We start from the raw sequence: 25,024 nt of genomic DNA on the forward strand, positions 1-25,024 counted from the left end.
AACTCCAGGTAGCACACTTCCCCGACACCATCGTCGGTGGAATCGCAGCGAACTCGAGGGAAGGGAACGGGGCTCCCGAATAACGCACTAAAGAATGCGTCCACTCAGTCGTTGACGGCCTCCACCGCGGCGGCGATTGGTTCGAGCGCCGTGATCAGCTCGTCGAGTTCGCCGGCGGTGAGCACGTCGTAGGCGGGCGCCGCCAGCTCGTCGGTGACGGCCTCGATCCGGTTCTTGACCTTCCGGCCCGCGTCGGTGAACCCGCCGTCGACGTCCACGAAGCCGCGGCCGCGCAGCCCGTCGACGACGGTGGCCAGCTTCGCTTTGGGCAGGTGGTGGATCCGGCCGAACTCCGCCGCCCGCATTCCCTGTGAAAGAGCGAACAGGACATGGGCCTCGGTGCCGCCGATGCCATGGGCGACGAGGGTGGCGTTGTGGCCGTCCCCGCGATGCTCCCGCAGCAACGTCGCCGCGTGCCAGAGCCTGGCCACCGGCTCCTCGGGCACGACGAGCGCCCGGAGCCCGGCATACAGTGCCCGCCCCTCGATCGGCGCGCTGACCGCGGCCCGGGTGGCGAGGTCGGCGACCCGCACCAGGCCGGGGGAATCGGCCAGTTCCCCGATCATCTGCCGCAGCGCCGCGGCGCTGCCCCGCTCGCGCACGGCGATCGCCTCCTCCGGGGTGGTCTTCCCCCAGACCCACGGGACGTGGCGCGCCACCTCGCCGTCGGCGAAGTTGTAGAAGACCGCGTGCACCACCTCGGCCGATACCTGCCCCAGCGGTGCGGCGCGGCCCGCGAAGTACCCGTCCCAGTAGTTGCGCATGCCCAGTGCCAGGAACGCCTCGTTCGGCACCTCGGAGAAGGTGACAGTGGCGATCGGCTCGACGAGCTCGAACATGCGGTGGACCTTGGCCTGTGCGTGCGACATCGGTCTGCGTCTCCCGTGGTCTCGGCAGCGCCCTCGTGGCGGCCGTTCACCACGGCTACGAACAGCGCGGCCCGGATTCGACAACGCCGGTCGAATCCGCCGGGCGCCGGGGTGTCACGCCTCGTCCGCACGGCTCGCGTCCGTCCGCCGCGTCGCCGTCCAGCCGCGGATCGCGGCGACGAACTCCTCGGTCGCGTCGGACTCCACGTAGAGGCCCGCACCCTCGGCGATCACGGTCGTGTGATGGGGGAACGACGCTTCCAGCCGTTCGCGTTCCTGAGCGCGGAAGCCGACCTGGGCGTCACTCCACACGATCAGGGCCGGCAGGTGGCCGAGGTCGGCGAGACCGGCCTCGACCTCGGCGAAGAAGGCCCGGCTGGCGGTGATCCGGCCGGGGAGCACCGCGGAGGCCCGGCGCCGGTCGGGGGTGTCCAGCGCCCGGCGGTAGTGGACCATCTCGGCCGCGGTCGGCTTCCGCCGCCGGTGCCCCATCGGGATGAACGCTTTGACGACGAGGTTGAGCCGCCGGGCCAGGAAGCGGATCGGGGGTCCGCCCGCGATGCGGGCGAAGGCCTCGAAGTAGAGGTCGCCGTTGACCGGCCAGGCCCAGGTGTTGGCGAGCACCAGCCGATCGAAGACGCCCGGCCGCCGCCCCGCGGCGGCAAGGCCGATCGGGCCGCCCCAGTCCTGCCCGACCAGCGTGGCCCCGGAAAGGCCGAGCGCGTCGACGAACCCGGTGACCACGTCCGCGTGCTCCTCGGGCAGAAAGCGGTAGCCGGGCCTCGGCGTCGACAGCCCGAAGCCCGGGTAGTCGAGGGCGACGCACCGGAAGTCGTCGCGCAGCGCGCTGATCACGTCGCGCCAGAGGAACGACCAGGTCGGGTTGCCGTGCAGGAGCAGCAGCGTGGGACCCGATCCCTCGTCGACGTAGTGCACGGTGTGCCCGTCGATGTCGACGAAGCGGCTCTCGAACGGGAACAGGTCGTCGTCGACCCAGGCGGGCCGCGCGTTCTCGATGGCGTCGGCCATGACGGCCCCCTTTGGCTCGCTGGTCCGGTAAACTTGAGCTTGTCACGTGCACTTGAGAAACTCAAGCAAGGATATGATGCGTAGCTACGGTCAGTACTGCGGGCTCGCCCGGTCCCTCGAAGTCGTCGGCGACCGGTGGAACCTGCTCATCGTCCGCCAGCTCCTCATCGCCCCCGCCCGCTACCGGGACCTGATCGACGGCCTCCCCGGCATCGCGACCAACCTGCTCGCCGACCGGCTCCGCGACCTCGAGGCGGCGGGCGTGCTCGAGCGGCGGCTGGCCGGCGAGGGCAGCGTGGTCGAATACGCCCTCACGCCGTGGGGTGCCGAGCTGCGCAAGCCGATCGAGAGCCTGATCCGCTGGTCCACCCCGCTGATGGCCCGCGGCCCCGGCAGCGACTCCTTCCGCCCCGAGTGGCTCGCCCTCGCGGTCCCCGCCCTGCTCGATGCCAGGGTCAAGATCCGCGCCTCCGCGACGGTCGGCCTCGAAATCGGTGGCCCGCTCCTCCAGCTCCGCGCGACACGCTCCGGTTTCGAGGTCGGCCCGCACGACGGCCGCGCCCTCGGCACCACCGTCCGCGCCGACCCCGCCGCCGTCCTCGGTCTCGCCGCGGGCGCGCTGACCCTCAGCGACGCCCGCGCCCTCGGTCTGGTCGAGATCGACGGCGACGAGTCCGTCGTCCGCACCGTCTTCGCCGCCTGACGTCCGTCCACAATGGCCGGAACGCTAGGTGCGGCTCCGCTCTTGGCGCGCCGGCACCGCGTCCAGCACCAGCTCCACCGTGGCGAGGAAGCTCTCGCGGGTGAAGCCGACGGGGTCGATGCGGCGACTGTAGCGGGCCAGCGCGGGAAAGTCCGCCGGGTCGGCGCCCAGGGTGATCACCCGGAACGTCTCCAGTCTCCGCTTTCGCTCGGCCGGGCCGGAGGAGCGGCCGGCCGCGTGCGCGGAGATCAGCGACACGGACAAGGTCACCAGCCGGTGATACCACTCGGGAACGAGTTCCTCGGGCACCCCGGCGTCGCCGAGGGCCTGCAAGGTCTCCTCGATCACGAACTGGCTGCCGGGCCCGCTGCCCGGATAGTGGCCGGCGTCCTTCGCGAGCTGCGGCAGCGCGGCGTACGCATCCCATGAGCGCAGGGTCAGGTCGACGAGCCGCGCACGCCAGTCCCCCTGCCGCCGGTAGCCGTGCATGGCCTGGACCAGCACGTGGTCCACGATCGCGAGCATCAGCTCGGTGCGGTTGCGGAAGTGGCGGTACAGGCTGGAGGAATCGGTACCCAGCTCGGCGGCCAGCTTGCGCATGCTGAACACGTCGTCGCCCTCGGCGCCGGCAAGCAGTTCCACGGCGGCGTCCAGGATGGTCTGCTTGCTCCACCGCTGACGCATGGCGACAGCTTAGCCGAGCGGAGCGAGGCCCCCGCCAAGTGATGCACGCGATGTTGCACGCGGTGCGTGCAATGAGCTTCAATGAGCACATGGCAAAGCTGCACGAGCTGGCCGCCCGGCGAGACGGGTTCGGCCTCGACCCGGAGGTTCGACGGCGACGCGACTCCGGCGAGGTCCACCGGGTGCGGGCGCCGCTGGGGCACGAGGCCATCCTGTTCAGCCGCTACGACGATGTCCGGGCCGTGCACGACGACGCCGAACGCCTGCGCCTCGCCGACCCTCTCGAATACAAACACCGCGCGCCGATTCACGGTCCGCGGTCCCTGCCGCTGGCGTGGTGACCACCCCGAAAGGAACGACGTTGACCATCGACGAACAGGTCGTCTTCCCCGACCACCAGCAAATGAGGCAACGGTTCGGCGACCTCGCCCCGGACGGCACGACGAGCACCGTGGCGCTGGCCCGCCTGTTCGAGCATCCCCGCATCGGCCTGCGTTTCCCCCGCTTCGACAAGCTCTTGGCCGACGGAGGATTCGGGCCGTTCCACATCCTGTTCGTCGGCCAGCGCGTCGAACGGCGGACGGCGTTCGGCAAGGTCGGCGAAACCATCCGGATCGGCACCGGAATCCGGGCGGCCGGGCGGTCCTCGTACACCTACGGTCAGGGCATGTTCGCCGACGGACAGCTCGTCGCCACGGCTGAGGCCACCATCGTGCTCGCCGACAAGTCAGGGCCGATCCCGTTGCCGGACGAACTGCGCACCGATCTCGACGAGCTTCGCCTGCCGGAAACAGGTGCGGCGGTCGCGTCGAAACCCGATCCACGCCGCCGCGAACGGCCGTACTACCCCGGCACTGCCACCGTCCACGCCCGCGTCGAGGACGTCGACCTCAACCGGCACGTCAACTACATCGCCCAGCTGGGCTGGTACGACGAAGCGATCGCGGCGCACGCGCACGGCCTGCTGGGAGACGGCTCCGCCAGGAACCTCCCGCAGTTCGTCCCTTGGCACTACCGCGTGACCTACCTCGGCGAGGTCCGCTATCCCGGCACCTACGACATCGGAATCGCGGTCAGCGGCCACGACGAGCACACCGTGCACTACGAACTGGGACTGTTCGAAAATGGCCAGTGCCTGGGCACCGCGGACGCCACCGCGCCGCGCGTGCGGTAGTGAACCACTGATCCCACAACGAGATCAGCGCAATCGATGCCTCGGACGCACGGCAAGGCGAGCATCCGCTCCCGGTGCTGTCAGCTCGCGGTGGATTCAGGCACGAAGTTGTCATGCGGCGGGACGCCGACCCCACCGGTTCGGCGTCCCGCCGCCGCAGCGGCACCGATCAATCAAGCTCACCATTCGCGAGGAGTTCTCGACCGCTCTTCGCATCGTTTGCTCGATTATTCCAGATTCAGTGCCGGAAGTGCGTTCGACGAAGAGTTCGCCCGCTCATTCGAGCATGGGCCAGACCTCCGCCTCGACACTCAGCGCGGTGGCGACATCGAGCTCACCGGACCGGACCTTACCTGCGAGGGACCCGTCGTCAGGGCTGAGGAACAACCAGCCGCTGACCTGCCTGTCGCAATAACCGCGACCGCCGTCGTCCCCGCTCGTTTTGGTGAAGTGATTACGCGCGGCGATGGTGTGCGGCCACCACGCTCTGCCCCATCTGATGACAATTCTGGCGATGTCGCTGGGGACGTCGCGAGGGTGGATCAACCGGTCACCGGTGAGCGCGACCAGTTTTGGCGTGTACGTCGCTCCGGGCGCGGTCAAGAGCAGATAATCGGACACAACAGCCTCCCCAGCTGTGCAAACACGATAATATGATCTTCGGACCACGAGCCGCTCGTCGACGCGCACGAGAGAACGTGCGCTCAAAGATTTTTGCGGCCTCGGGTCTTCGGAACCAGCGTAAACTGGTTGCGGCTGTCTGCTCAACCGGGCTGGCAAATACTAGCAAACCCCAGATATTTGTTCTGTTTCCGGTGCCTTTTTCGGCGAACGGCCAGGTAGGGCGCACCTTCGGGCCCGGAATTCTCGAGCCCTGGCTGCGCCGCCGCGCTCAGGACGCATCCGGATGAGCCTGCTCGTAAAGCTGCAGGATGCGGTGCGCGATCAAGCCCCGGTCGGTGACCGGGAGGTTGTTTTCCCGTGCCCAGCGCCGGATCACCGGATTGTCCTGTCGCGCCGCGGGCGCCGCGCCACCTTCCCGCACCGATTTTCTCCGGTACCCGCGGACGTAGCGGCCCGCCTTGGCGTACCGGGAGAGCACGGAGCGAAGGGCGGCCGCGTTCTCCCGCGACAGGTCTATCCGGAACCGGTCACCATCCAGCTCGAACAAGATCGTTTCCTGTGCTGCGGTTCCGTCCAAGTCGTCCACGAGGTACTGAGCCACGATTCCCCTCAAGAGGCAACACACGCGCGGGCGCCCGCGCGACGACGACCGGCCCTGGACCAATTCGCTGCGGCAAATGGCCCGTGAGCTTGTGTACGCCGAGAAAATGACGGCGGGGACAGGTCGCGGACCGACCTGTTCCCGCCGTCATGATTTTGTCGCCCGCGACCGCGATCGGTCACGGCCCGCCGGAGCGGGTCAGTTGTGCTGCGCCGACCCGCCGTCGACCACCGCACCCGACGAGCAGTTGTAGGGCGATTCGCCGCCCGTCTCGTTCTCACCGGGGGAAAGAATCGGCAGGCCGAGGCCGTTGAGGGCGTTGCGGATCGGCACCTGGACACCGAGCACGTTCACATCGTTGCCGCAAATGCCGGGGTTGACGTTGACGTTGTGCAGCAGGTCGATGTTGTTGAGGTTGACCAGGCCGACCTGACCGCCGTGGTCGTGGCCCCAGCGGTGGGAGTGGCCGGGCTTGGGGCTGTCGGCGCCGTCGTGCCCGGCGGCCGAGGCGATTCCGCCACAGGTCATGGCCACGGCCGCGGCGGCGGCCACGGTGAATCCGATCTTCCGAATCATTCGTACTCCTGATGTTCGTGTCGATTTTTTCTGCGAGCTGATCCCGTGACCGGCGTCGGCACAGTCACGTCGTAGAGCTGGTTCGTCCCGATGTGCCGCGGTTTCCGCGCCGCAGTACTTCAGTACGACGAAGCGGACCGGGCGCACCCGCCGCTTTGCACTCCCAGGCTTCACACTTGGTTTTGCCACTCGATAGACAAACTGGACATCCCAACTTCACCGAGGTGACGCTCCCGCACCGCGTGATCACGCGAACAATTACTCGCAGTGGTGGAGACCGTACACACGGCGAGCAATTGCTGTCCAGGCGATGCCCCGATTGTGTCGGGGTGCGATCCTCTGACCGGGCTTGCCGTCCCCTGTTCGAGTAGCGGCACGGCCCGGTCCGCGGCCACGGCGGCCGCGCGCACGAAGGGGGTCGAGAGATCAAAAAGCGTTGGAGTGGCGGAAAAGCAGGGCGAGTCCGAGGTGTGCGCGAACACCGCGACGCCCCCGCTCGCGCCCGGTGCCCATCACACCTCTGATCGACTCGTGGCGAAGCAGCACAACCTGGCACTCCACCGCGGCAAGACGCCTCGGCCCCTGGTTCGCCGACCGAGCAGGACAAAACGGACCCAGCGGCCTTCAGCGCGGCCGAATCCACGGAGACCTTGCCCTGCCGGCGAAGCCCGGCCCGCGGCCTGGCCGAACACCTTAGTGTGGACGCCGCGGCGCGCTAAGGCTCCCGGCTGGCTGGAAACCGGCCTGGAAAGCAAAAGGGAGTTCGCCGGAACGAGCTACCGGCGGTACGCGCACACCGGACCACCGGGTTTTTCCGGCGTAACGTCCTATCGCGGTTGCAAATCAGCCGACGGGCGGGCTCCTGCTTTTCCTCAATCCACGACGGTGCTCGTTCCGGGCAACATCAACGGAAAGGGATTTCATGTCTGTCATCAAACGGGTCGCCGGTATCGGCGGCCTGCTGGTCGCGATGCTGGTGGCCGCCGCCGGCGTCGCGAGCGCCGATACGGAGCCCGGTGCCTCGTACTCCGACACCACCGTCGCCACCGGCAGCACCGGTGCGGTGGTCCAGCACAAGAAGGCGTCCGCCCATGGCGGCGACGCCCGGTACCGTGAAAGCACGGTTTCGGCCGGCGTCGGCGGTGCATCGGTCCGGCGGCACAGCGCGGACACCGATTCGGGCTACCACCGCGACGGCGTCCGGCGGCACCGGGGACACGACTCAGCGGTGCGGGACAACGGCACGGCGTTCCGGGACACGACGACGACCGCGGGCCCCCATGGCGCGAGTTCCAGCGGTGTCGAGGCGGCGACCACGCGCAACGGCAGCGGCTACCACAAATGGGCCAATGCGGCCGGACCCAGCGGAGCGGTCTCCAGCGGTGTCCTGAGCGTTTCGGACGTGACCGGTTCGGCGTTCCGCCAGTGGCTGTCGACCGCGGGCCCGGAGGGGGCCACCCACCACGACACCGGCGCGATCGCGGCCAGCGGGTCGGTGCGCTGACGCTCCTCCGGTAGTCACTGAGCACAACTCCGATGGGAGTGGGCTGGACGTCGTCGTACCAGCCCACTCCCATCGAGCGGTTATGGCTGGCCACGCTCACTGCGGCCGATGGCCCGGCCAGAAGTTGTTGATGTTGTTGTGTCCCAACGCTTTCTCACGCACAGTCACTCGAACGGGTGCACGGAACGGCGGTCAGGGGTCTGGCCTCGCACACGATGGGGGCAGCCGCTGGAATCGACCGGCGAGGAACGGTAAGTTCCCCGGCGCGGGTGGGCCGAAAGCAACTTTCCCTGTCATACCAGGAATTTCCCATCCCGCGAAGAATTCCCATTCTTGTACACTGAGGAGATCATCTTGTCGAAGAAGTTCGGGTTCGCGGCGAAGCTCGCCGGAACCTCGCTGGCGCTTGTCTTCGCGGCGAGCGCGGGTGCCGGCGTGGCGCAGGCGGTCACCGTGGACGGCACGCCGACCGATTCCGGCACCGAGGCGCTGACGGTGACCGGCGGCCTGCTCGACCGGCAAACGGATCTGGTCGAATTCCTCCAGCAGATGCTCGCGGGTGGCGCCACGCCATTGGGAACGATCAACGCGGCGCTGCACAAGGGTTTCGCACCCGCGGACGTCCTCAAGTCCGCCGTCGAAGCGGGCCTCGACCCGGCCGTCGTCAAAGACGCAGCGCGGAAGCTCGGCGTCTCCACCGACGTCATCGACCACGTGCTGGGCTCGGTGCGCTTGGCACAGCTGATCCCGGCGAGGTAGGTCGTCACCCCTCCCCGGCACCTCGGCGGCCGGTTCCGCCGATATCGCGCCGGACCCGGTCGGCTCGTCACGGCTTCGAAGCCGTGACGAGCCGACCGGGTCGGTTGAGCGCGTTCAGGCCTTGCGCTGCATGCTTTTCCGCGCGGGATTGCCTTGTTCCGACGCCTTGGGATCCTTTTCGCCCTGTTTCGCTCGCACGCCGGATTCGACGCGGTCGCCGAGATTCTCGTCCACGTTGTGCCAGTAGTCGAAGGCTCGCTTCAACACCGGTTCGGAGACGCCGTTGAGCAGGTGGCCCACGATGTTGTCGACCAGGCGTTCGCGGGCCGCGTCGTCCAGGACGTCGCGCACCATCGTGCCCGCCTGACCCCAGTCGTCGTCCTCGGCGTGATCGACATAGGCCGAACGCACCATTTCACCCTCGGCCGCCCAGCCCGCCGGTGTGCCGTAGCGCTGCACGTCGGCGCGCGGCCCGCCCTTGGAATTCGGCGCGTACACCGGGTCCGACACCTTGTCGAAGCGCAGCGCGCCGTCCTTGCTGTAGCTGTGCACGGGTGACTTGGACGCGTTGACGGGCAACTGCTTGTAGTTCGCCCCGATGCGGTAGCGGTGCGCGTCCGCGTAGGCGAAGAGCCGTCCCAGCAGCATCCGGTCCGGGCTCGGGCCGATTCCGGGTACCAGGTTGTTCGGTTCGAAGGCGGCCTGTTCGATCTCGGTGTGGTGGTCGGTCGGGTTGCGGTCCAGCGTCATCCGGCCCACCTCGGTCAGCGGGTAGTCGCCGTGCGGCCACACCTTGGTGAGATCGAACGGGTTGAACCGGTAGTTCTCCGCGTCGTCGAACGGCATCACCTGGACATAAAGAGTCCATTGTGGATAATCGCCGCGCGCGATCGCCTCGAACAGGTCCCGCGTGTGGTAGTCGGTGTCCGCGGCGGCCATCTGGTCCGCCTCGTGCTGGGTGAAGTGCTCCATCCCCTGCTCGGTCTTGAAGTGGTACTTCACCCAGAACCGCTCGCCCGAAGCGTTGACCCACAGGTAGGTGTGCGAGCTGTACCCGTTCATGTGCCGCCAGGTGCGCGGAATACCGCGGTCCCCCATCAGCCAGGTGACCTGGTGCGCCGACTCCGGTGACAGCGTCCAGAAGTCCCACTGCATGTCGTGGTCGCGCAGATTGTTGTCCGCCCGCCGCTTCTGCGACCGGATGAAGTGCTGGAACTTCAACGGGTCCTTGACGAAGAACACCGGCGTGTTGTTGCCGACCATGTCGTACACGCCTTCGCCGGTGTAGAACTTCAAGGCGAAGCCACGGGGATCACGCCAGGTGTCGGGGCTGCCGCGCTCCCCCGCGACGGTGGAGAACCGGGCGACCATCTCGGTTTTCGCACCCGGCTGGAACACCGCCGCCTTGGTGTAGCCGCTGACGTCCGCAGTCACCTCGAAGTGGCCGAAAGCGCCGCTGCCCTTGGCGTGGGGCTGCCGCTCGGGAACCCGCTCGCGGTTGAACTGGGCCATCTGCTCGATGAGGTAGTGGTCCTGGAGCAGGATCGGGCCACCCGGCCCGAGCGTGAGCGAGTGCTCGTCGCTTTCGACCGGGATACCGGCATCCGTCGTGGTCGGGACGTCCGTCATGGTGTCCTCTCATCGTGGTGGGCTGGCTTGTCAGCACAGGTGGCGAGCACGTCGTAGCCGGCTGCGCGGAGACCTGCGATCAGTTCTGGGCGGGTACCCGCCTTCGCGGCGGCTACACCTGGCCGGCTCCGACGATCACACGGTCGGGGCATGCGGCAGGGCGGCGCGGCTACTTCGGCAGCAAGGTCCCGAGCGGGCCGAGGTCGAGGTTCAGGTCCGACGCGGACAGGTCGTAGCGCTCGCGCAGTTCGGTCAGCCGGTCTTCCAGCAGCATCAGGGTGAGGCCCATGCGCTCCTCCTGCGCTTCGCTCAGGTCGCCCTCCTCGACCCGCCGCAGCGCCTGGCGTTCCATCAGCTGGCGCAGCAGTTCGACGATCGTCAGCACGAGTTTCATCAGATCGCGTTCGACGGTGTCGCGGTCGGTGTCGATGCGGTCGGTGAGGGTGTGCGACGCGCGGGACAGCGCGGCGCCGATCCGCTCGGCCGCGTCCGGGTCCGGGTCCGGTGTGCCTGCCATGGTTTCCTCCCTCACCACCGCAGCGGGGACGGGCGGTCCGCCTTGACCGAGGTGATCAACGCCCGCAGGGAAATGTGCACGAGGTCTACCCCCGCGATCGACAGCGTCACATCGCCGGTGAGCACCACCCCGCCCGCGAGGAGCCGGTCCAGCAGATCGACGAGGGAGACCTCCCGCCCGGCCAGCGGGTGTTCCGCGGCTCCCGGCCCGATCCGGTGCTCGAGTTCGGCGGGGTGCGCGGTCTGCTCGGCGCTCATCCCGGCGCGTCCGGTCCGGCGGACAGGTCCGGCAGCCCGAACGAATAGGGCGCCCACGGGCCGGTCACCTCGATCCGGCAACCGCGGGCCGCGGCGCGCAGTTCCCCGGCCAGCGCCAGGAAGCGGTCACCCTGTCCGTCGGGAACGAGGTAGGCCACGTTGAGCGCGTTCACCCCCGCTTCCCCGGACAGTTCGGCGCTCTGCGGACGGTGCGCGCGGCGCTCCTCGGCCAGCTCGCTCAGCGCGGTGTCGACCTCGTCGGCGGCCTGGACTGCGGACTGCCACGCTTCGTCCTTCGACCGTTGCTCGGTCAGCCGTTTCCGCAAGTACGAGCGGCCGGGTCGATCGTCGCCCGCCGCCGACGCCACAGCGGCGGGCACCGGCTTCGACAGATCGGCGTAGACTTTCACACCCCATTCGACGCGCCCGTCGACGCGATCCAGCGCGGCGGAGATCCGGGCATGACCGGTTTCCAGAACCGTTCGCACGCGGTGCTGGTCCAGGTAGAGGGTCGCCAGCCGGAACGGCAGCGTGGCGCCGTGCCGGGCGATCTCGCCGACCACGTCGTCGTGCCGCCTGGCGACCTCTTCCAGCCAGGCCAGGTCTTCGAGTTTGGCGCGCAGCGCGGTTTCGCCGAACTGTCCTAACGGGACCGGGCCGGCCACCACGGTCAGGTCGGCGAAGGTGACCGGCTCCACGAGCGCGCCCTGCAGGCCGCGCAAGCCGTCCAGGGCCGCGGCGGGAAGGTTCCGGGTGACCGCGTAGCAGTACCACACCGATGCGTCCGCGCACTGTGCCGTCTGGAGGGACTCCGCCCTCCGCTCCTCGATGCTCATGACCTGCCCTGTCGCCCTTCGAGTTCCGCTACCTTCTCCTTGAGCCGCCGGTTTTCGTCGGCGAGTTCCCCGTTCGCGGGTTTGGACGTCAGCGAGGGATCGTGCTCCCACCAGTCGATGCCCATCTCCTTCGCCCTGTCCACCGAAGCGACCAGCAGGCGCAACTTGATCGTCAGCAGCTCGATGTCGAGCAGGTTGATCTGGATATCGCCCGCGATGACGATTCCCTTGTCCAGCACGCGTTCCAGGATGTCGGCGAGGTTTGCCCCCGAGGGCGCGCCGCGCGTGGCGGCGCGCCCTCCGACCGGGCCGGCCGGTTCGGTCATGTGCTCCGTCCCTTCATCACAAGCGGACCGCCTCAGCGCGCGCCGGCTGGCTGCCGGGCGCCGTGGCGCGGCCGCTCGTCCTCTTCGGGCTCGTCGCCGTCGTCCTCGAACTCGTCGTCCTCGAACTCGTCTTCGTCCAGCTCGTCGTCTTCGGGCTCGTCGTCCTCTTCGTATTCGTCCTCATCGGACTCTTCATCGGACTCTTCGTCGATTTCCGCGTCGGAGCCGTCTTGATCTTCGGCTTCGTCGTAGCCGTCTTCCGGCTCGTCCTCCGCTTCCTCCGCATCGAGTGCCTCGTCGTGCGTGCGGACGACCTCGCCGTCGCGGATCTCGCCACGCCAGCCTTCGCCGGATGCCTCGCCCGCCATCGAGACGAAACGGCGGTAGTGCTTGAGGTCGAGCCGTGCCCGCCTTCCCTGCGCGCGCCAGATGTTGCCCGTCTTCTCGAACAGGCCCGACGGGTAGTACTCGATGACGAGCAGGATCTTGGTGAGGTTGTCGCCGAGGGGGTGGAACGTGACGACCCCCTTGATCGTCCCCTTCGGACCGTCGGTGGTCCACACGATCCGCTGGTCGGGGATCTGCTCGGTCGTGGTCGCCTTCATCGTCCGGTTGGACCAGAAGATCTTGAACTTCCAGTTCGACGTCGTGTCGTCCGCGCGCTCCGCGCTGCTGACGCCCTTGCTGAAGCTGCTGAACTTCTGGTATTCGGTCCACTGGTCGTAGGCCTCGCGGACCGGCACACCGACGTCGATGTCCTCCACGATGTTGATGACCTTCTTCCCGCCGGAACCGCCCTTTCCCTTGCTGCCCTTGAACAAGCCGGTCACCTTGTCCTTGATCGCCTTGCCGCCGGTTTCGGCGACGGCGCGCAGCGGTGACTTGCCTTCGGCGACCTTGCCCCCCGCGGTGAACAGCGAGCCGACGGTGCCGCCGTTCTCGGCGACGTCCGATAGGCGCTTGGTGGCCGCGCCGAGCTTGTCCCCGACCGACGACATCATGTTCTGCGCCTTGGCCTGCAGGTAGTCCTCACCCGCGGCGAAGAGCTGTTCGGTGGCGGGGTTCCGGGCGGCGTGGTCCCGCAGCTTCGAGATCGGGCCGCCTTCGTCGTTGCCTGCCATGCCTAGCTCCTCTTCGCGGTCGAGCCGCTTCGCTTGGCGGCGGTCCGTGCCTGCGGCTTCGCCGCGGTCTTCCGGGCGTCGGTGGTCTTGCGCGCGCTCCCCGATCCGGACTTGGCGGTCCCGGTCGTCTTGCCGGTCGCGCTCTTCGCGCTACCGCCGGTCGCCCGCTTCGGCGCCTGCTTCGCCGTCGACGAGTTCGACCTCGACCGGGAAGCGGATCCACCGCCGGAGCGCCCGTTGCCCGACGAACCCGTGCGCGCCGAAGTGGCCTTCGCGCGGGTCGTCCGGGCCGCCGCCGCGGTGCGTTTCGGCGCCTCACCGGCGGCGTTCCCGGCTTTGCGCACGCTTTCCTCAGCGCCTTCGCGGACGTCGTCGGCACCCTCCCGCAGGCCGTCAGCGCGTTCGTGGAGTGAATCGGTGAGCTTGTCGGCCTGGTTGGACAGCATCGTGGTGGCGATGGTCTTGCCGGTCGTGAGCATTTCGCCGCGGACCTGGTCACGCAGCCCGCTGAGCTGCGGCGACGAGGCCAGTTCCTTGGTCACGTCGGTGAGCAGCTTCTTCGGGTCCAGGTTGAGCTTCTTGCCGATCAGCCAGGCGCCCATCGAGATCGCCAGCTTGGCCTTCTTCCGTCTTCCCAGTACATATCCGCCCACTACCGCGGCGGCTATCTTCATTCCCGGCGTCATGCGAGGAGTTCCTTCCTGTTATCGGGTGGCCCCCCGGCCGATTTCTTCCAGTTGGTCCAGTAGCTCGTCCTCACGCTCGTCGAACTCCGCTTCACTGATTTCCCCTGCCAGCAGGCTCCGCTCCAGCTCCACGAGCTGGCGCCGGAGCACCACCGCCTGTTCCGCGATCGCGGCGTCGGTCACCTGGCCGATGGTCCAGGCCACGCCGCGCACCGGGGCGAGCGGCAGCAGCACGATCTCGCTGAGCAGCCCCATCAGGCCGGTTGCGGGCTGTCGGCGAAGCTGTACGGCGGCAGCGGGCCGCGTGTCCTGATGTCGGCCACCTCGCCCATCGAACGGCTCACCGCGTTCACCGCGGCCTCGAAGTTCTCGATCTCGCCCCGGTCGACGAGGAAGGACCGGTTCAGGAAGCACCCGGACACCGCCGGACCGTCGCTTTGCCGACGGGCGTGCGCCTCCACCGCGGTCACGATCGCCGCCGCGTCCTGTGCCTCGCGCTCGGCGAGTGCCGCGGCCACGGTCTCACCGAAGCGGACCCGCTCGTCGGGCGTGCCACCGCCGCGCTCGCGGAGATCTTCGTTCAGCTGCCGCAGCCCGGCGTCTTCGATCAGCACCGCCCGCAGAACCGCGTCCTCGTGGTGCGACACCTTGAGGTTCATCTCGACCCTGCCGTCCACATCGGACAGCGTGCCCCGGTACTCCTCCTGCCGCGCGGCCACCTCACGGGCCACCGACCCGTCGTCCTCGGCCACCACGCCGAACCGCATCGGCAGCACCGCGCCCTGCAGGCACAGCGCTTCGAGCACGGTCTCGTGCGCGAGCAGGTCCCGTCGCTTGGCCCTGAGCTGCGCGTCCACATCACCGACCACGGCCTTGAGCTCGCCGGCCTCGATGGTGCGCACCGGGCCCGGTTCTTCCCCGACGCCGGTCAGGCCGTCCACCCTGGCCGGATGCGCCGCGGCGACGATGCCGTACAGGTAGGTGCTCATTCCGACCTCGCACTTCGCCTGCCGCGACTCCGCGGGCGTGCTTCCTGCTCTTCCCGCTCGTCCTTGCCGCTGGACTTCTGGAACTGCTCGGCGAAGGTTTCGGCGGCACCGGTCAGCGCGCCCTTCGTCTTGCCCTTGCTGCCCTTTTCGGTCACGTCACCGACCAGGTCGGGCAGGGTCGTCGCGTTCGACGCCTGGTTGAGGTCGAGCCGGTTGCACGCCTCGGCGAACCGCAGGTAGGTGTCCACGCTCGCGACCACGATGCGCGCGTCGATGGTGATCAGCTCGATGCCCACCAGGGAGACCCTGACGAAGACGTCGATCACCAGGCCCTTGTCCAGGATGAGATCGAGGATGTCGTACAGGTTCCCGGATCCCGATCCGCCTCTGCCCTGCGGTGATCCCGATTGCGTTGTCGCTACTGACATGTCGGGTGTCCTTTCGCTTGCTCGTGTGCCTCACCGGTCGAGCTGACCGCGCCCGTAGCGGCGCAGCCGCTCGTACCCGGTGAACTCACCGTCCGGCTCGAGGCGCACCGCGTAGGTCGCCAGCACGCTCGTCGTGTCCGGGATGCGAGCCAGCTCGACGACCTCGACGTGCATTTCCCAGCCGTGGTCCGTCTTGGTGAACGCGGACACGGATTCGATCTCGAGACCGGCGATCTCCTCGAACTCCTGCCGCGCACCGCGGATCAGCTCGGCGGTGGGCGGCTTCTTGCGGGCGGGGGCCCGTTTCCCGCTGGCGCTCCCGGTCCGCGCCGCGCCGGCTCGCCTCGGTGTCGAGTCGTCTCCACTCATGACTCAGCGTCGGCTCCCTTCAGCCTTTCGTCGCCGACCTCAAGCCGGGCTGGACGGTGAACTGCTGCACAGGGGTTAACACGAAGGAACGCAATCCAAACCCGCTCCAGAAACGAAGGGGCGGCCCGGATTCCCATTTCGCCCGACACGGAGAGTGGAATTACCGCGACACGCACGGTGACCCTTCACGAGGGTAATCAGCACCGGGATCACGAACGTCCAACCAGGTCGTTCGGACACGAAAGACGTTGCACAGCAACGACTTCAACCCGTCGGGCAACGACTACGGCAGCACCGGGGGAAACTGGCCTACCGAGAAGTAGGGTCGGGCGATTCCGCGCGGGAAACTGTCGAATTAGGCGCGCCAGGGTTCGGCATTTCGCAGCCAAAGAGGCGCCAGTCAGACCAGGGACCGTACCGCCATTTGACGTAGCAGAAGATTTCCGGAAAATACCGGGAGTGGCTGTGGCATCACGGTCAGCCGAGGGCTTTGCCGCGCGGGGCGGTCGCGCGGGGCGGTCGCGCGGCTGGTCAAAATGGACGGATGCTCGCCCGCACCGCTCCCCGTTCCGACACCGCCGCGAGACGCCGCACCGCGCCGGCGGCCTTCGCGATCTCGTTCGTACTGGTGTGGAGCAGCGGCTACCTGGTCGGCGGGATCGGCCCCAGGGTCGCCTCGCCGACCGCGCTGGGGTTCTGGCGGTTCCTGTTCGCGGCCTCGCTACTCGCCGTCGTCGTCGCGGTGACCCGGCAGACGAATAACGCAACCGGGTACCCATTCCCCGGCCGGTGCACACCTGCCGGCGCCGAAGCGGCGGAACGTCAGTCCGCACCGGCCACCGAGAACTGCCCGTCGGCGCAGAAGAGCAGGCACACGATCGCGTTCGCCCTGTCCACGGGCTCGGGCGCGCCCACGGCGAGGCCGAGTTGCACCTCCGCGTCGCCGTCGCGCCCGCAGAGGGTGGCGAGCATCGCGCGCAGGATGGCTCGCACCGCGGGAGTAAGGTCGTCCACCTCGACCCGGTCACCGTGCCCGTCGTGGATCTCGGCGAAGTACGCCTGGTCCGGCCCCGCGGGCCCGACCCTCCGCTCGAGCCCCGCCGCGGCCTCGCCGATCAGTGCGGCGAACACCGCGCCAAGCGTGTCCCTGGTGTGCTCGCTCTCGTCCGCGGTCAAGGCGCAGATGATGTCGCCCACCGCGTCGAGCCGGTCGTGGCGGAGGAGATACCGGAGTTCGCGGCTGATCCGCGGCGCGTCGTCATGCACGGACCGGGGGTACCCGCGCTCGTCGGCGTCATACCTCGTCGCGCCGATTTTTCCCGGTTCGGTACGGCGCCGGCCCCGCCGCTTACCCCGCCCGGTTTCCGGGTAGCCACTCGTCATGGCAGCTACCAGTACGGTCGATCGGTTCGTCGTCATCGGCAGCGGCCCCGCCGCGTTGTCGGCCGCGCGGGCGTACCGGGAAGCCGGCGGGGAGGGCGAGGTTCGCATGCTCACCGCCGACGGCGAGCTTCCTTACGCGCGGCCGCCCCTGTCGAAGGAGTTCCTGCGTGCCGAAGTGAACGACGATGAGCTCCCCCTCGAAGAGCCGTCCTGCTACCGGCGGAACCGGATCGACGTTTCCCTGGACGACCCCGTCACCTCCTGGGACACCGGCGCGCGGACGGTCAGGACCGCGGCGGGCGCCACCGTGACGTACTCCCAGTGCCTCTTCGCGACCGGAGCCGGGCCCAAACGCCCTCCCGTGCCAGGAGCGGACCACGCGGACGTCCACACGCTGCGCTCCGCCGCAGACGCACGGGCACTGCGGGAGGCGGCGCGCGGCCGCCGCGGCGCGGTCGTCATCGGGGCCGGGTTCATCGGCTGCGAGGCGGCGGTGTCCCTCAGCAGGCTCGGGCCGCAGGTCACCGTGGTGTGCCAGGAGCCGGTGCCGCAACACGACCGGCTCGGCGCCGAAGCGGGCACCGAAATCCTTCGCTGGCTCAAATCCGAAGGGGTCAGTGTGCTGACGGGAACCAAGCTGCTCGGGATCGACGCGGGACACCGGGTGCGCACCGATCTCGTGCCGGTGCTGGACGCCGACGTGGTCCTGCTGGCCACCGGCATCTCCCCTCGGGCGGCGCTTGCGGAGCAGGCGGGGCTCACCGTTGAGCAAGGTCGCGTCGTCGTCGACGAACGGATGCGCACCGGCGTCGACGGGGTGTACGCGGCCGGGGACGTGGCCCTCGCGCGCAACGCGGCCGCGCGCCGTCATCTTCCGGTCGAGCACTGGGGCGAGGCCGAAGCCATGGGCGAGATCGCGGGGGCCAACGCGGCGGGCGAAGACCGGACGTGGCGGAACACACCCGGTTTCTGGTCGGTGATCGGGGATCGCGTGCTCAAGTACGCCGCGTGGGGCGACGGGTTCGACGAAGCGAAGATGATCCGGCACGGCGAATCATCCTTCACCGTCTGGTACGGCCAGGACGGCGTGACCGTGGGCGTGCTCGCCCACGACGCCGACGACGACTACGAAACGGGTGCGGGCCTGGTGGAAACGGGTGCGCCCGTGCCCTGATTACTCCGCCCGATCGCGGGTACTCCCCCGGCAGAGGCCGACGTCCACGGCCCACCGACCCCGTCGTCCACATTCAGGAGGATCGCACATGACCGACCGCGAGGACGCGTCCGCCGAAGGCGTCAAGGGTGCCGTCGAGGAGATCAAGGGCAAGGTCAAGGAGACCGCGGGCACCTTCACCGGCAACGACTCGATGGAGCGGGAAGGCAAGGCCCAGCGGGAAAAGGCCGCCGCGCAGCAGGAGGTCGCCGAGAAGGAAGCGGAGGCGGAACGCGCCAGGGCCAAGGCGGACGAGCACGAGGCGCGCGAAAACCGGGAACAGTAGCCGAGACCGACGCGGTGCCGGTGGGACGATCCCACCGGCACCGTCCTATCCCGACTGTCCTTTATCCACAGTCCACAAGGAGGCGGCGGCATGACCAGCCTGCTCGAAACACCGGCTGTGGCGGCCGAACTCCGGCGGCTGGCCGAGGACGGTGCGCTCGACCTGCCCCTGCCAGGCGGCGGGCACACCGGCGATCGCTGGTCCGCACTGGCCGATCTCGGCGGCCGCGACCTCGCGCTGGCCAGGCTCGCCGAAGGGCACACCGACGCGCTCGCCGTGCTCGCCGAAGCGGGACGAGACCCCGCGCCCGGCGCGCTGTACGGCGTCTGGGCGGCGAAGTCCGGCGGCACCGGCGCACGGCTCGCCGGCGGAGAGCTGTCGGGCACGGTGCGGTTCTGCTCCGGTGCGCACTTCCTCGATCGCGCAGTCGTCGCGGCGGGCGACCACCTCGTCGAGGTGGACCTCGCGCGGGCGGGCATCACCCGCGACGAGGAAAGCTGGCAGGCGATCGGCATGGCCGCCTCCGACAGCGCCGACGTGACCTTCCACGGCGTTCCCGTCGAACCGGGCGAAATCATCGGTCCGCCGGGATGGTACGTGTCGCGGTCCGGCTTCGCCCGCGGCGGCTGCGGTGTCGCCGCCGTCTGGCTCGGCGGCTGCGACGGTGTCGTCGGCTACGTGACCGCGCACCTGCGCGCCCGCGACCACGTCGACGAGCACCAGCTCGCCCACCTCGGCGCGATGCACACCGCGATCCGGGCCGCGGAAGCGGTGTTGCGCCAGGCGGCGCACGCGATCGACGAGGGCACCGACACCGACCCGCCGCGGACGGCGGCCACCTGCCGCGCCGCCGTCGAACGGGCCACCACGGAGGTCCTCGACCGCGCCCCGAAGGTCACCGGCCCCACCCCGTTGTGCCGTGACCGGGATTTCGCCCAGCGCCTCGCCGATCTCCTGGTCTACGTGCGCCAGCACCACGCCGAACGAGACCTCGCCGCGCTCGGGCGCACCGTGCTCGACGGCGTGGACCAGTGACCACAATGGACGATCCATGGACGGAAGCCTTGACAGCACAACGTCTACGGCCGTTGGAGCTGAACGGGATCGCGCGCGCCGCACTCGTCGCCGCGCATCCCGACGACGAGACGCTCGGCGCGGGCGGCCTCGCCCAGCGGTTGCACGCCAACGGCACGGAGCTCACCGTGGTCGTGGCGACGGACGGCGAGGCGGCATTTCCCCTTTCCGGCGAACGCGAACGCCGCAGGCTCGCCGCGACCCGTCGCGAGGAACTGCGGAAGTCCCTTGCCGCACAAGGGATCACAGGCGTCGAACCCGTCTGGCTCGGACTGCCGGACTCGGGCCTGCACCGCTGCCCCGGTCCGCTCGCCGAAGCACTGGGAGACCTGCTCGACGGCAGTGACCTGTGCCTGGCTCCGTGGCCGGACGACCCGCACCCCGACCACCGCGAAACCGGGCTGGCCGTGTTCCGTGCCGCGCCGGAAATCGCGCAATGCTGGTCGTACCCGATCTGGATGTGGCACCGGCACGATCCCGGCGACCCCGCAATCCCTTGGCACCGAGCCTTTTCCCACGAGCTGACCGATCCGGAGCACGCCGCGAAGGCGGCCGCGATCGACGCGTTCGCCTCGCAGACCGGGCCAGGGCCCGGTGGCGAAGATCCGATCCTGCCCGCCGGTGTGCTCGCCCATTTCCGGGGCAGGCGCGAGATGTTCTTCCGCGAACCGCCGCACCGATCGGCGCCTCGCACGCGCTTCGACGAGTTGTACCGCGACACAGCCGATCCGTGGCACGTGCGGTCGCGCTGGTACGAACGGCGCAAGCGCGCACTCGCGCTCGCCGCGCTGCCGAGGGAGCACTACGGCACCGCGGTCGAACCGGCGTGCGGCAACGGTGCCTTCACCGGGGAACTGGCCGCGCGGTGCGATCGGGTGCACGCGTTCGACCCCGTGCGCGCCGCCGTCGAAGCCGCGCGGCGCGCCACCGCGAACCTGCCCCACGTCGAGATCGGGACCGGCGCGCTGCCGGGCGCGCTCGTCGCGGAGGACGCGGATCTGGTGGTGCACAGTGAAATCCTGTACTACCTCGACGACGGTGATCTCGCGGAAACCTTCGAGCGCACCGCCGGGGCATTGCGCCGCGGCGGGCACGTGCTGGCCGTGCACTGGAAGCCGTGGGCGCCGGAGGCACCCCGCGACGGCGCCGACGCGCACCGCCGCCTGCTCGCGCACCCCGCCTTCGAGCCGCTGGTCGGCCACGACGACGAGGAGTTCGTCCTGCACGTGCTGAAGCGGCGATGATCACCGCCGTCGGTGTCGTCGTCCCCGCGCGGGACGAAGCCGGAACCGTCGGCGCGTGCCTGGACGCCATCGCGCACGCCCTGCGGCGCCTGCCCGCACGGCTCGACCGCGCGGTGTGCGTCGTCGCCGACCGCTGTACCGACGACACCGCGGAAACCGCGGCAGCCGCCTTCGGTGGCTGGCCGCCGGGACTGATCTGCCGCACCGAACGCGACCGGACCATCGGCGAGGTCCGCGCGCTGGGCGCACGACAATGCCTCTCGCGGCTGGCCGCGCACCACCCCGCGGAGACACTGCTGCTCAGCACGGACGCCGACAGCCGCGTCGACCCGGCATGGGCGTGCGAACACTTCGCCAGGGCGAGCGAAGGCCACCACGCGATCGCCGGATCCGCGGAACTCATGAGCCCCTCGGCGCTGAGACCGCTCGCGCGTTGCCGGTACCAGTCCCTCCTCGAAGACACCCTCCGGCCGGAGGGGCACGGAAACGTCTACGGCGCGAACCTCGGCGTGCGAGCCGACGCCTACGCGTCCGTCGGCGGCTTCGCCGCCCTGCGCACCGGCGAGGACCACGATCTGTGGAACCGGCTGGGACGGGCGGGATTCCGGCGCTGTTACGACGATCGCGCGCGCGTGATCACCAGTTCACGGCTCTCCGGTCGCGCGCCCGGCGGGCTCGCGGCACTGCTGCGCGATCTGTCCACCGCCTGAGGAAGCCCCGCGGCCCGTTCAGCCGGCCACGGGTCGTTCGCCGTCGAAGGAAAGCGGCAGCGTGTAGAGCCCGCGGGAGGTGTGGCCGGGGTCGAGCCAGCCGTGGAAGAACAGGTGCCCGTCCACGACGTCCGCGCCACCAGGGCCGTCAAGACCCGGCCGGGTACCGAGCAGGGGCGCATCGGATTTCACGAACGGCCCGGTGAGCGCGGGCGCATTCGCGTAGGACGTGTGGTAGCCGGAGCTTTGGAAAGTGTCGGCGGAATAGAAGAGCGTGTAGCCATCTTGCCGCTTCACCATCGAAGGCGCCTCCACCACGGATTTCTCCGCGGCCAGGTCGGCGCGCAGCAGTTCGGTGCGCGGCCCCTTCAGCGTCAGCGCGTCCGCTTCCAGCTCCTGCAGCCAGATCGCGGCCGGGCTGCCGGTCCGCGCCCCGTTGCTCTTGTACAGCAGGTACCTCCGGCCGTCACCGTCCACAAAGGTCTGCGGATCGATGTCACCGGAATCACCTGGCACGCACACGAGCGCGGCGTCGCCGGCCGGGTGGTACGGGCCGGCCGGATCACCGCTCGTCGCCGCGCCGACGCACATCTGCCCGCTCGCCGCGACCGTCGCCGAGAAGTACAGCACGAACCCGCCGTCGGCGCGGCGGGCGACATCGGGCGCCCAGAACCCGCCCGGCGTGGCCCATCGCGGTGGATTGGGCAGTGCGTCGCCTTTCACCGCCCATCCCGAACCGGGCGCCGCGGAGACCGCGTACGGCACGTTCCCGGCGCCGCTGCTGGTGGAAAAGCCGACGTAACCCGCGTCGGTCCGCACCACGTCCGGGTCCGCGAAGTTCTGCGCCAGCAACAAGACCGGCGCGGCCGCCCGACCGCTCGCCACCGCCGGTACGGCCTGCGCGAAGACCAGCACGGCTACCACCGCGATCAGACGTGGCCTCATCGCCCCTCCTCAGCTCACCGACCCCGCCTGACGACGGAACGTGACCGAGAGATGACCGGGCGCGTCTGCTGCTACACCTCGCTTCACCCGCCCGTGTTTCCGGCCGGATCCGGCGGACGGCTCGGCGGGCCCAGGCCGATTCCGGTGATGAGCAGGGCCGAAGCAGTTCCCTGACCTCATCGGGCGCACTGGCCATCAGACACGCGACGACCACCGGATCGGTGCTCCGGCGACGCCGCCCCTGGCGACGACTCGCCAAGGGCACCATCGAAGCCATCCCGCTGCCTGCCGAAACCACCGACGTGGTGATCTCACTCCGCGAAACCGGAACCCGACACCGCATCGCGCCGTTCTGATCGGCGCGGTGCTGAGCGAAACACTGACCCGCAAAGGAAAGGAGGGCGGCCGACCTGGAATTTGCCAGGGCGCGCTCGCGCAGACGGCAACACTTCTGGAGCAACACGATCATCCCGCGTTCGACTAAGCTGACTCGGGTGTGAAGTGCCGAACCCTGGTACGAGGCAACGATGGCGGACGAAGGGACACCCTGATGCGCGCGAGCGGGAGTGGAACCGGACCGACAGGCGGGGCCCTCGCCGTGCTCGGGTTGGTCGCCGCCACGACGCTGGCCCTGCCTGCCACCGCGAACGCCGCATCGGCGGGCTGCTCGGCCTTCATGAGTTCCGCCGTCAGCGGCGGCTACCAGGCCACCCTCAACTGCCACGGCATCGGCCTCTCCTTCATCAACGGCCTCGGCACCACACTCACCGACGCCGGCACGGAAGCACGCGCCCTCGCGCAGATCGCGCTCACCGGCGGCGACACCTGCAGCGCCTTCACCCACACCACCGTCCCCGGCGGCTACCGGGTCACACTCACCTGCGTCCACACCGGTCTGGTGTCCGGCGTCGGCACCACCCTGACCGACGCCTCACGAGCGGCTCGCGCGTCCATCTGAGAAATCGCGGGTGGTTTCCCGCGTCGCCAGCGGTAGCCGTCCCGCAGTGCCTCGTGGAACCTTTCCGCTTCAGGGGTTTCGGCGCCCGCGGGCAGGCTGGCGGTGATGGCAGTGAAGGCGACCGGTCAGTTCGGAGAAGGTGCGTTTCGTGTTGTCGGGGGCCCAGCTCACCGCGTCGCCGGAACCGGTCAGAAGCGCTGGCTTCGGCTCTCGGTGACGTAGTCGGTCCAAGCCGCGCACAGCGACCGCGCGTCTCCTCGGGGACGCTGAAGGTGTCGGCCCGCTACTCGTTCGCTCGCCGCGGCCGAAGGCGCCCGAACCAGCGATATCGGAGACCGGGGATCTCGGCCTGGTCGACGCACTGTCTCAAGTGTCATGACAGGGCATTACACACTTTCGGCGCCGCCCGCATTCGCGGACAGCGCCGAAAGTGTAGCTATTACTGGTACCCCCGATGGGATTCGAACCCACGCTACCGGCGTGAGAGGCCGGCGTCCTAGGCCGCTAGACGACGGGGGCTAGGATTTCTTCAGTTGTTTCTCTGTGTTGCGAGAGAGAACTTACCAGAACCGGTTTTTCCCTCTGCAGCTGGGGTACCAGGACTCGAACCTAGACTAACTGAACCAGAATCAGTCGTGCTGCCGATTACACCATACCCCAACGAGTCCCGATCCAGCCTTGGCCGGATCAGTACCGCCGGGAAGAAATACTAGACCACGGCCCCGCGAGCCCGGAACGCGGGGCCGGGATGATCACCGCTGGGCCGGGATGCCCAGCCTCGCGAACTCGCTGACCAGCAGTTCCGGCAGCTCATCGAGTCCGGAGACGACGTGCACGCCGCACGGGACGTCGACGTCGTCACAGCCTGCCCTGTCCAGCCAGACGGCGCCGAGCCCGGCGTCGCGGGCGCCCACCGCGTCGACGCCCAGCTTGTCCCCCACGTGGGCCGCCTCGGCGGGATCGCATCCCGCCGAGGCGCATACTGAGTGGAAGATCACCGGATCGGGTTTGGCGACGCCGATCTCGCCCGCGATCGCGATGTGGTCGAAGTACCCGGCCAGCCCGAGGTCCGCCAGTTTCGCGCGCTGGTGGGCACCGGAGGCGTTGGTCACCGCGGCGAGGCGCACCCCGGCCGCCCGCAGCCATTCCAGGCAGGGCAGCACATCGTCGAAGAGCCGCCACGACTGCCTGAGGATCTCCTTGCGGCGCAGTTCGAACACGGTGACGTCGGCCGCGTCGAGGAAGACGCCCAGCTCGGCGAGGAAGCACTGGGTGCGCCGCCGGTGCATGGACGCGTACTCCAGCTCACCGGCGACCACCATGGCCACGTGCGCGTCGGTGACGCGCTCCCACAGCGGCCACATGTCACCCCGGCCGATCAGCGCGGCGAGGGCGAACCTGCTCGCCGCGCTGAAGTCGATCAAGGTGTCATCGATGTCAAGGCAGACCAGCCGCAACGTGGGCGGCGAC

Annotated in this window: 32 protein-coding genes and 2 tRNA genes; 12 read left to right on the plus strand and 22 right to left on the minus strand. The window is 69.2% G+C overall.

Annotated features, from left to right (window positions below; genetic code table 11):
* Positions 1-104: 104 nt before the first annotated feature.
* The gene (locus ABD256_RS08525; protein WP_425546403.1) at positions 105-929 is read right to left on the minus strand and encodes a MarR family winged helix-turn-helix transcriptional regulator; all 825 of its coding nucleotides are present in this window, start codon (positions 927-929) and stop codon (positions 105-107) included.
* A 114-nt stretch (positions 930-1,043) separates the two neighbouring features.
* Positions 1,044-1,958: an alpha/beta fold hydrolase gene (locus ABD256_RS08530; protein ID WP_344415371.1), complete on the minus strand. Its 915-nt coding sequence runs from the start codon at positions 1,956-1,958 to the stop codon at positions 1,044-1,046.
* Positions 1,959-2,034: 76 nt separating this feature from the next.
* Here ABD256_RS08530 and ABD256_RS08535 point away from each other — a divergent pair, with 76 nt between their 5' ends.
* On the plus strand, positions 2,035-2,661 hold the full coding sequence (locus tag ABD256_RS08535) for a winged helix-turn-helix transcriptional regulator (protein WP_344415373.1): 627 nt from the start codon (positions 2,035-2,037) through the stop codon (positions 2,659-2,661).
* Between the two features lie 24 nt (positions 2,662-2,685).
* Here ABD256_RS08535 and ABD256_RS08540 read toward each other — a convergent pair whose 3' ends face one another.
* A complete protein-coding gene (locus tag ABD256_RS08540) occupies positions 2,686-3,345 on the minus strand; it encodes a TetR/AcrR family transcriptional regulator (protein ID WP_344415375.1) in 660 nt (219 codons plus the stop codon).
* 89 nt (positions 3,346-3,434) lie between these two features.
* Between ABD256_RS08540 and ABD256_RS08545 the strand changes: the two genes are divergently transcribed.
* A complete protein-coding gene (locus ABD256_RS08545; protein WP_344415377.1) occupies positions 3,435-3,686 on the plus strand; it encodes a hypothetical protein in 252 nt (83 codons plus the stop codon).
* A 20-nt stretch (positions 3,687-3,706) separates the two neighbouring features.
* Entirely contained in the window at positions 3,707-4,519 is an 813-nt protein-coding gene (locus tag ABD256_RS08550) for a hypothetical protein (protein ID WP_344415379.1), read from the plus strand.
* Between the two features lie 276 nt (positions 4,520-4,795).
* On the opposite strand, the gene ABD256_RS08555 is transcribed toward ABD256_RS08550, so the two are convergent.
* The 3 genes from ABD256_RS08555 to ABD256_RS08565 form a co-directional block, all read right to left on the minus strand.
* Positions 4,796-5,140, minus strand: coding sequence for a hypothetical protein (locus ABD256_RS08555; protein ID WP_344415381.1), 345 nt, complete (start codon positions 5,138-5,140; stop codon positions 4,796-4,798).
* A 271-nt stretch (positions 5,141-5,411) separates the two neighbouring features.
* Positions 5,412-5,768, minus strand: coding sequence for a histone-like nucleoid-structuring protein Lsr2 (locus ABD256_RS08560; RefSeq protein ID WP_344415383.1), 357 nt, complete (start codon positions 5,766-5,768; stop codon positions 5,412-5,414).
* Between the two features lie 174 nt (positions 5,769-5,942).
* Positions 5,943-6,320 (minus strand): hypothetical protein, encoded by a 378-nt coding sequence (locus ABD256_RS08565; protein WP_344415385.1) that lies wholly within the window; start codon positions 6,318-6,320, stop codon positions 5,943-5,945.
* Positions 6,321-7,242: 922 nt separating this feature from the next.
* On the opposite strand from ABD256_RS08565, the gene ABD256_RS08570 reads away from it, so the two are divergent.
* Both ABD256_RS08570 and ABD256_RS08575 read left to right on the plus strand, forming a co-directional pair.
* Complete coding sequence (locus ABD256_RS08570) at positions 7,243-7,824, plus strand: hypothetical protein (protein WP_344415387.1); 582 nt, start codon at positions 7,243-7,245, stop codon at positions 7,822-7,824.
* Positions 7,825-8,178: 354 nt separating this feature from the next.
* Entirely contained in the window at positions 8,179-8,583 is a 405-nt protein-coding gene (locus ABD256_RS08575) for a hypothetical protein (RefSeq protein WP_344415389.1), read from the plus strand.
* 114 nt (positions 8,584-8,697) lie between these two features.
* Here ABD256_RS08575 and ABD256_RS08580 read toward each other — a convergent pair whose 3' ends face one another.
* The 12 genes from ABD256_RS08580 to ABD256_RS08635 all read right to left on the minus strand — a co-directional run bounded on the left by ABD256_RS08580 (position 8,698) and on the right by ABD256_RS08635 (position 17,007).
* The gene (locus ABD256_RS08580) at positions 8,698-10,212 is read right to left on the minus strand and encodes a catalase (protein WP_344415391.1); all 1,515 of its coding nucleotides are present in this window, start codon (positions 10,210-10,212) and stop codon (positions 8,698-8,700) included.
* 169 nt (positions 10,213-10,381) lie between these two features.
* Positions 10,382-10,729, minus strand: a complete 348-nt coding sequence (locus tag ABD256_RS08585; RefSeq protein ID WP_344415393.1) for a gas vesicle protein K — start codon at positions 10,727-10,729, stop codon at positions 10,382-10,384.
* 11 nt (positions 10,730-10,740) lie between these two features.
* A complete protein-coding gene (locus ABD256_RS08590; protein WP_344415395.1) occupies positions 10,741-10,986 on the minus strand; it encodes a gas vesicle protein in 246 nt (81 codons plus the stop codon).
* Entirely contained in the window at positions 10,983-11,822 is an 840-nt protein-coding gene (locus tag ABD256_RS08595) for a GvpL/GvpF family gas vesicle protein (RefSeq protein WP_344415398.1), read from the minus strand. Before ABD256_RS08595 ends, ABD256_RS08590 begins: the two co-directional genes overlap by 4 nt.
* A complete protein-coding gene (locus tag ABD256_RS08600) occupies positions 11,819-12,148 on the minus strand; it encodes a gas vesicle protein (protein ID WP_344415400.1) in 330 nt (109 codons plus the stop codon). Before ABD256_RS08600 ends, ABD256_RS08595 begins: the two co-directional genes overlap by 4 nt.
* 32 nt (positions 12,149-12,180) lie before the next feature.
* Positions 12,181-13,269, minus strand: coding sequence for an SRPBCC family protein (locus ABD256_RS08605; RefSeq protein ID WP_344415402.1), 1,089 nt, complete (start codon positions 13,267-13,269; stop codon positions 12,181-12,183).
* A gap of 2 nt (positions 13,270-13,271) precedes the next feature.
* Positions 13,272-13,955 (minus strand): hypothetical protein, encoded by a 684-nt coding sequence (locus ABD256_RS08610; protein WP_344415404.1) that lies wholly within the window; start codon positions 13,953-13,955, stop codon positions 13,272-13,274.
* 18 nt (positions 13,956-13,973) lie between these two features.
* Positions 13,974-14,210, minus strand: coding sequence for a gas vesicle protein GvpG (locus ABD256_RS08615; RefSeq protein ID WP_344415406.1), 237 nt, complete (start codon positions 14,208-14,210; stop codon positions 13,974-13,976).
* Positions 14,210-14,944, minus strand: a complete 735-nt coding sequence (locus ABD256_RS08620) for a GvpL/GvpF family gas vesicle protein (protein ID WP_344415409.1) — start codon at positions 14,942-14,944, stop codon at positions 14,210-14,212. The genes ABD256_RS08615 and ABD256_RS08620 overlap by 1 nt, the downstream gene beginning before the upstream one ends.
* Positions 14,941-15,372 (minus strand): gas vesicle structural protein GvpA, encoded by a 432-nt coding sequence (locus ABD256_RS08625; protein ID WP_344415411.1) that lies wholly within the window; start codon positions 15,370-15,372, stop codon positions 14,941-14,943. The genes ABD256_RS08620 and ABD256_RS08625 overlap by 4 nt, the downstream gene beginning before the upstream one ends.
* Before the next feature lie 30 nt (positions 15,373-15,402).
* Positions 15,403-15,741 carry a gas vesicle protein GvpO gene (locus tag ABD256_RS08630; RefSeq protein WP_344415413.1) on the minus strand — a complete coding sequence of 113 codons (339 nt, stop codon included), beginning with the start codon at positions 15,739-15,741 and terminating at the stop codon, positions 15,403-15,405.
* A gap of 822 nt (positions 15,742-16,563) precedes the next feature.
* Positions 16,564-17,007 carry a hypothetical protein gene (locus ABD256_RS08635; RefSeq protein ID WP_344415415.1) on the minus strand — a complete coding sequence of 148 codons (444 nt, stop codon included), beginning with the start codon at positions 17,005-17,007 and terminating at the stop codon, positions 16,564-16,566.
* 115 nt (positions 17,008-17,122) lie between these two features.
* Between ABD256_RS08635 and ABD256_RS08640 the strand changes: the two genes are divergently transcribed.
* The 5 genes from ABD256_RS08640 (at position 17,123) to ABD256_RS08660 (ending at position 21,651) form a co-directional block, all read left to right on the plus strand.
* Positions 17,123-18,298, plus strand: coding sequence for an NAD(P)/FAD-dependent oxidoreductase (locus tag ABD256_RS08640; RefSeq protein WP_344415417.1), 1,176 nt, complete (start codon positions 17,123-17,125; stop codon positions 18,296-18,298).
* 88 nt (positions 18,299-18,386) lie between these two features.
* Positions 18,387-18,623: a microaggregate-binding protein 1 gene (gene mbp1 / locus ABD256_RS08645; RefSeq protein WP_344415419.1), complete on the plus strand. Its 237-nt coding sequence runs from the start codon at positions 18,387-18,389 to the stop codon at positions 18,621-18,623.
* A 90-nt stretch (positions 18,624-18,713) separates the two neighbouring features.
* Positions 18,714-19,658, plus strand: coding sequence for an acyl-CoA dehydrogenase family protein (locus ABD256_RS08650; protein ID WP_344415421.1), 945 nt, complete (start codon positions 18,714-18,716; stop codon positions 19,656-19,658).
* A 29-nt stretch (positions 19,659-19,687) separates the two neighbouring features.
* Positions 19,688-20,941 (plus strand): PIG-L family deacetylase, encoded by a 1,254-nt coding sequence (locus tag ABD256_RS08655; protein WP_344415423.1) that lies wholly within the window; start codon positions 19,688-19,690, stop codon positions 20,939-20,941.
* Positions 20,938-21,651: a glycosyltransferase family 2 protein gene (locus tag ABD256_RS08660; RefSeq protein WP_344415425.1), complete on the plus strand. Its 714-nt coding sequence runs from the start codon at positions 20,938-20,940 to the stop codon at positions 21,649-21,651. Before ABD256_RS08655 ends, ABD256_RS08660 begins: the two co-directional genes overlap by 4 nt.
* 18 nt (positions 21,652-21,669) lie before the next feature.
* Here the strand turns inward: ABD256_RS08660 and ABD256_RS08665 are convergent, their stop codons facing one another.
* The gene (locus tag ABD256_RS08665) at positions 21,670-22,596 is read right to left on the minus strand and encodes a glycoside hydrolase family 43 protein (RefSeq protein WP_344415427.1); all 927 of its coding nucleotides are present in this window, start codon (positions 22,594-22,596) and stop codon (positions 21,670-21,672) included.
* A gap of 221 nt (positions 22,597-22,817) precedes the next feature.
* On the opposite strand from ABD256_RS08665, the gene ABD256_RS08670 reads away from it, so the two are divergent.
* Positions 22,818-22,952: a hypothetical protein gene (locus ABD256_RS08670; RefSeq protein ID WP_344415429.1), complete on the plus strand. Its 135-nt coding sequence runs from the start codon at positions 22,818-22,820 to the stop codon at positions 22,950-22,952.
* Positions 22,953-23,194: 242 nt separating this feature from the next.
* Positions 23,195-23,554 (plus strand): hypothetical protein, encoded by a 360-nt coding sequence (locus ABD256_RS08675; protein ID WP_344415431.1) that lies wholly within the window; start codon positions 23,195-23,197, stop codon positions 23,552-23,554.
* A 443-nt stretch (positions 23,555-23,997) separates the two neighbouring features.
* Here the strand turns inward: ABD256_RS08675 and ABD256_RS08680 are convergent.
* The 3 genes from ABD256_RS08680 to ABD256_RS08690 all read right to left on the minus strand — a co-directional run bounded on the left by ABD256_RS08680 (position 23,998) and on the right by ABD256_RS08690 (position 25,005).
* Positions 23,998-24,073: transfer RNA gene (locus ABD256_RS08680), tRNA-Glu, on the minus strand.
* A gap of 69 nt (positions 24,074-24,142) precedes the next feature.
* Positions 24,143-24,214 (minus strand) — tRNA-Gln (locus ABD256_RS08685).
* A 92-nt stretch (positions 24,215-24,306) separates the two neighbouring features.
* Positions 24,307-25,005, minus strand: a complete 699-nt coding sequence (locus tag ABD256_RS08690) for an HAD family hydrolase (RefSeq protein WP_344415544.1) — start codon at positions 25,003-25,005, stop codon at positions 24,307-24,309.
* Positions 25,006-25,024 lie beyond the last annotated feature (19 nt).

It is taken from the genome of Amycolatopsis minnesotensis (assembly GCF_039529815.1).
Classification (GTDB): domain Bacteria; phylum Actinomycetota; class Actinomycetes; order Mycobacteriales; family Pseudonocardiaceae; genus Amycolatopsis; species Amycolatopsis minnesotensis.

What these genes read in the sequence shown, in the direction of transcription:
- ABD256_RS08525 (WP_425546403.1), bottom strand. Translation starts at nt 929, where the DNA reads ATGTCGCACGCACAGGCCAAGGTCCACCGCATGTTCGAGCTCGTCGAG.
- ABD256_RS08530 (WP_344415371.1), bottom strand. Translation starts at nt 1,958, where the DNA reads ATGGCCGACGCCATCGAGAACGCGCGGCCCGCCTGGGTCGACGACGAC.
- ABD256_RS08535 (WP_344415373.1), top strand. Translation starts at nt 2,035, where the DNA reads ATGCGTAGCTACGGTCAGTACTGCGGGCTCGCCCGGTCCCTCGAAGTC.
- ABD256_RS08540 (WP_344415375.1), bottom strand. Translation starts at nt 3,345, where the DNA reads ATGCGTCAGCGGTGGAGCAAGCAGACCATCCTGGACGCCGCCGTGGAA.
- ABD256_RS08545 (WP_344415377.1), top strand. Translation starts at nt 3,435, where the DNA reads ATGGCAAAGCTGCACGAGCTGGCCGCCCGGCGAGACGGGTTCGGCCTC.
- ABD256_RS08565 (WP_344415385.1), bottom strand. Translation starts at nt 6,320, where the DNA reads ATGATTCGGAAGATCGGATTCACCGTGGCCGCCGCCGCGGCCGTGGCC.
- ABD256_RS08570 (WP_344415387.1), top strand. Translation starts at nt 7,243, where the DNA reads ATGTCTGTCATCAAACGGGTCGCCGGTATCGGCGGCCTGCTGGTCGCG.
- ABD256_RS08580 (WP_344415391.1), bottom strand. Translation starts at nt 10,212, where the DNA reads ATGACGGACGTCCCGACCACGACGGATGCCGGTATCCCGGTCGAAAGC.
- ABD256_RS08585 (WP_344415393.1), bottom strand. Translation starts at nt 10,729, where the DNA reads ATGGCAGGCACACCGGACCCGGACCCGGACGCGGCCGAGCGGATCGGC.
- ABD256_RS08590 (WP_344415395.1), bottom strand. Translation starts at nt 10,986, where the DNA reads ATGAGCGCCGAGCAGACCGCGCACCCCGCCGAACTCGAGCACCGGATC.
- ABD256_RS08595 (WP_344415398.1), bottom strand. Translation starts at nt 11,822, where the DNA reads ATGAGCATCGAGGAGCGGAGGGCGGAGTCCCTCCAGACGGCACAGTGC.
- ABD256_RS08600 (WP_344415400.1), bottom strand. Translation starts at nt 12,148, where the DNA reads ATGACCGAACCGGCCGGCCCGGTCGGAGGGCGCGCCGCCACGCGCGGC.
- ABD256_RS08605 (WP_344415402.1), bottom strand. Translation starts at nt 13,269, where the DNA reads ATGGCAGGCAACGACGAAGGCGGCCCGATCTCGAAGCTGCGGGACCAC.
- ABD256_RS08610 (WP_344415404.1), bottom strand. Translation starts at nt 13,955, where the DNA reads ATGACGCCGGGAATGAAGATAGCCGCCGCGGTAGTGGGCGGATATGTA.
- ABD256_RS08615 (WP_344415406.1), bottom strand. Translation starts at nt 14,210, where the DNA reads ATGGGGCTGCTCAGCGAGATCGTGCTGCTGCCGCTCGCCCCGGTGCGC.
- ABD256_RS08620 (WP_344415409.1), bottom strand. Translation starts at nt 14,944, where the DNA reads ATGAGCACCTACCTGTACGGCATCGTCGCCGCGGCGCATCCGGCCAGG.
- ABD256_RS08625 (WP_344415411.1), bottom strand. Translation starts at nt 15,372, where the DNA reads ATGTCAGTAGCGACAACGCAATCGGGATCACCGCAGGGCAGAGGCGGA.
- ABD256_RS08630 (WP_344415413.1), bottom strand. Translation starts at nt 15,741, where the DNA reads ATGAGTGGAGACGACTCGACACCGAGGCGAGCCGGCGCGGCGCGGACC.
- ABD256_RS08640 (WP_344415417.1), top strand. Translation starts at nt 17,123, where the DNA reads ATGGCAGCTACCAGTACGGTCGATCGGTTCGTCGTCATCGGCAGCGGC.
- mbp1 (WP_344415419.1), top strand. Translation starts at nt 18,387, where the DNA reads ATGACCGACCGCGAGGACGCGTCCGCCGAAGGCGTCAAGGGTGCCGTC.
- ABD256_RS08650 (WP_344415421.1), top strand. Translation starts at nt 18,714, where the DNA reads ATGACCAGCCTGCTCGAAACACCGGCTGTGGCGGCCGAACTCCGGCGG.
- ABD256_RS08660 (WP_344415425.1), top strand. Translation starts at nt 20,938, where the DNA reads ATGATCACCGCCGTCGGTGTCGTCGTCCCCGCGCGGGACGAAGCCGGA.
- ABD256_RS08665 (WP_344415427.1), bottom strand. Translation starts at nt 22,596, where the DNA reads ATGAGGCCACGTCTGATCGCGGTGGTAGCCGTGCTGGTCTTCGCGCAG.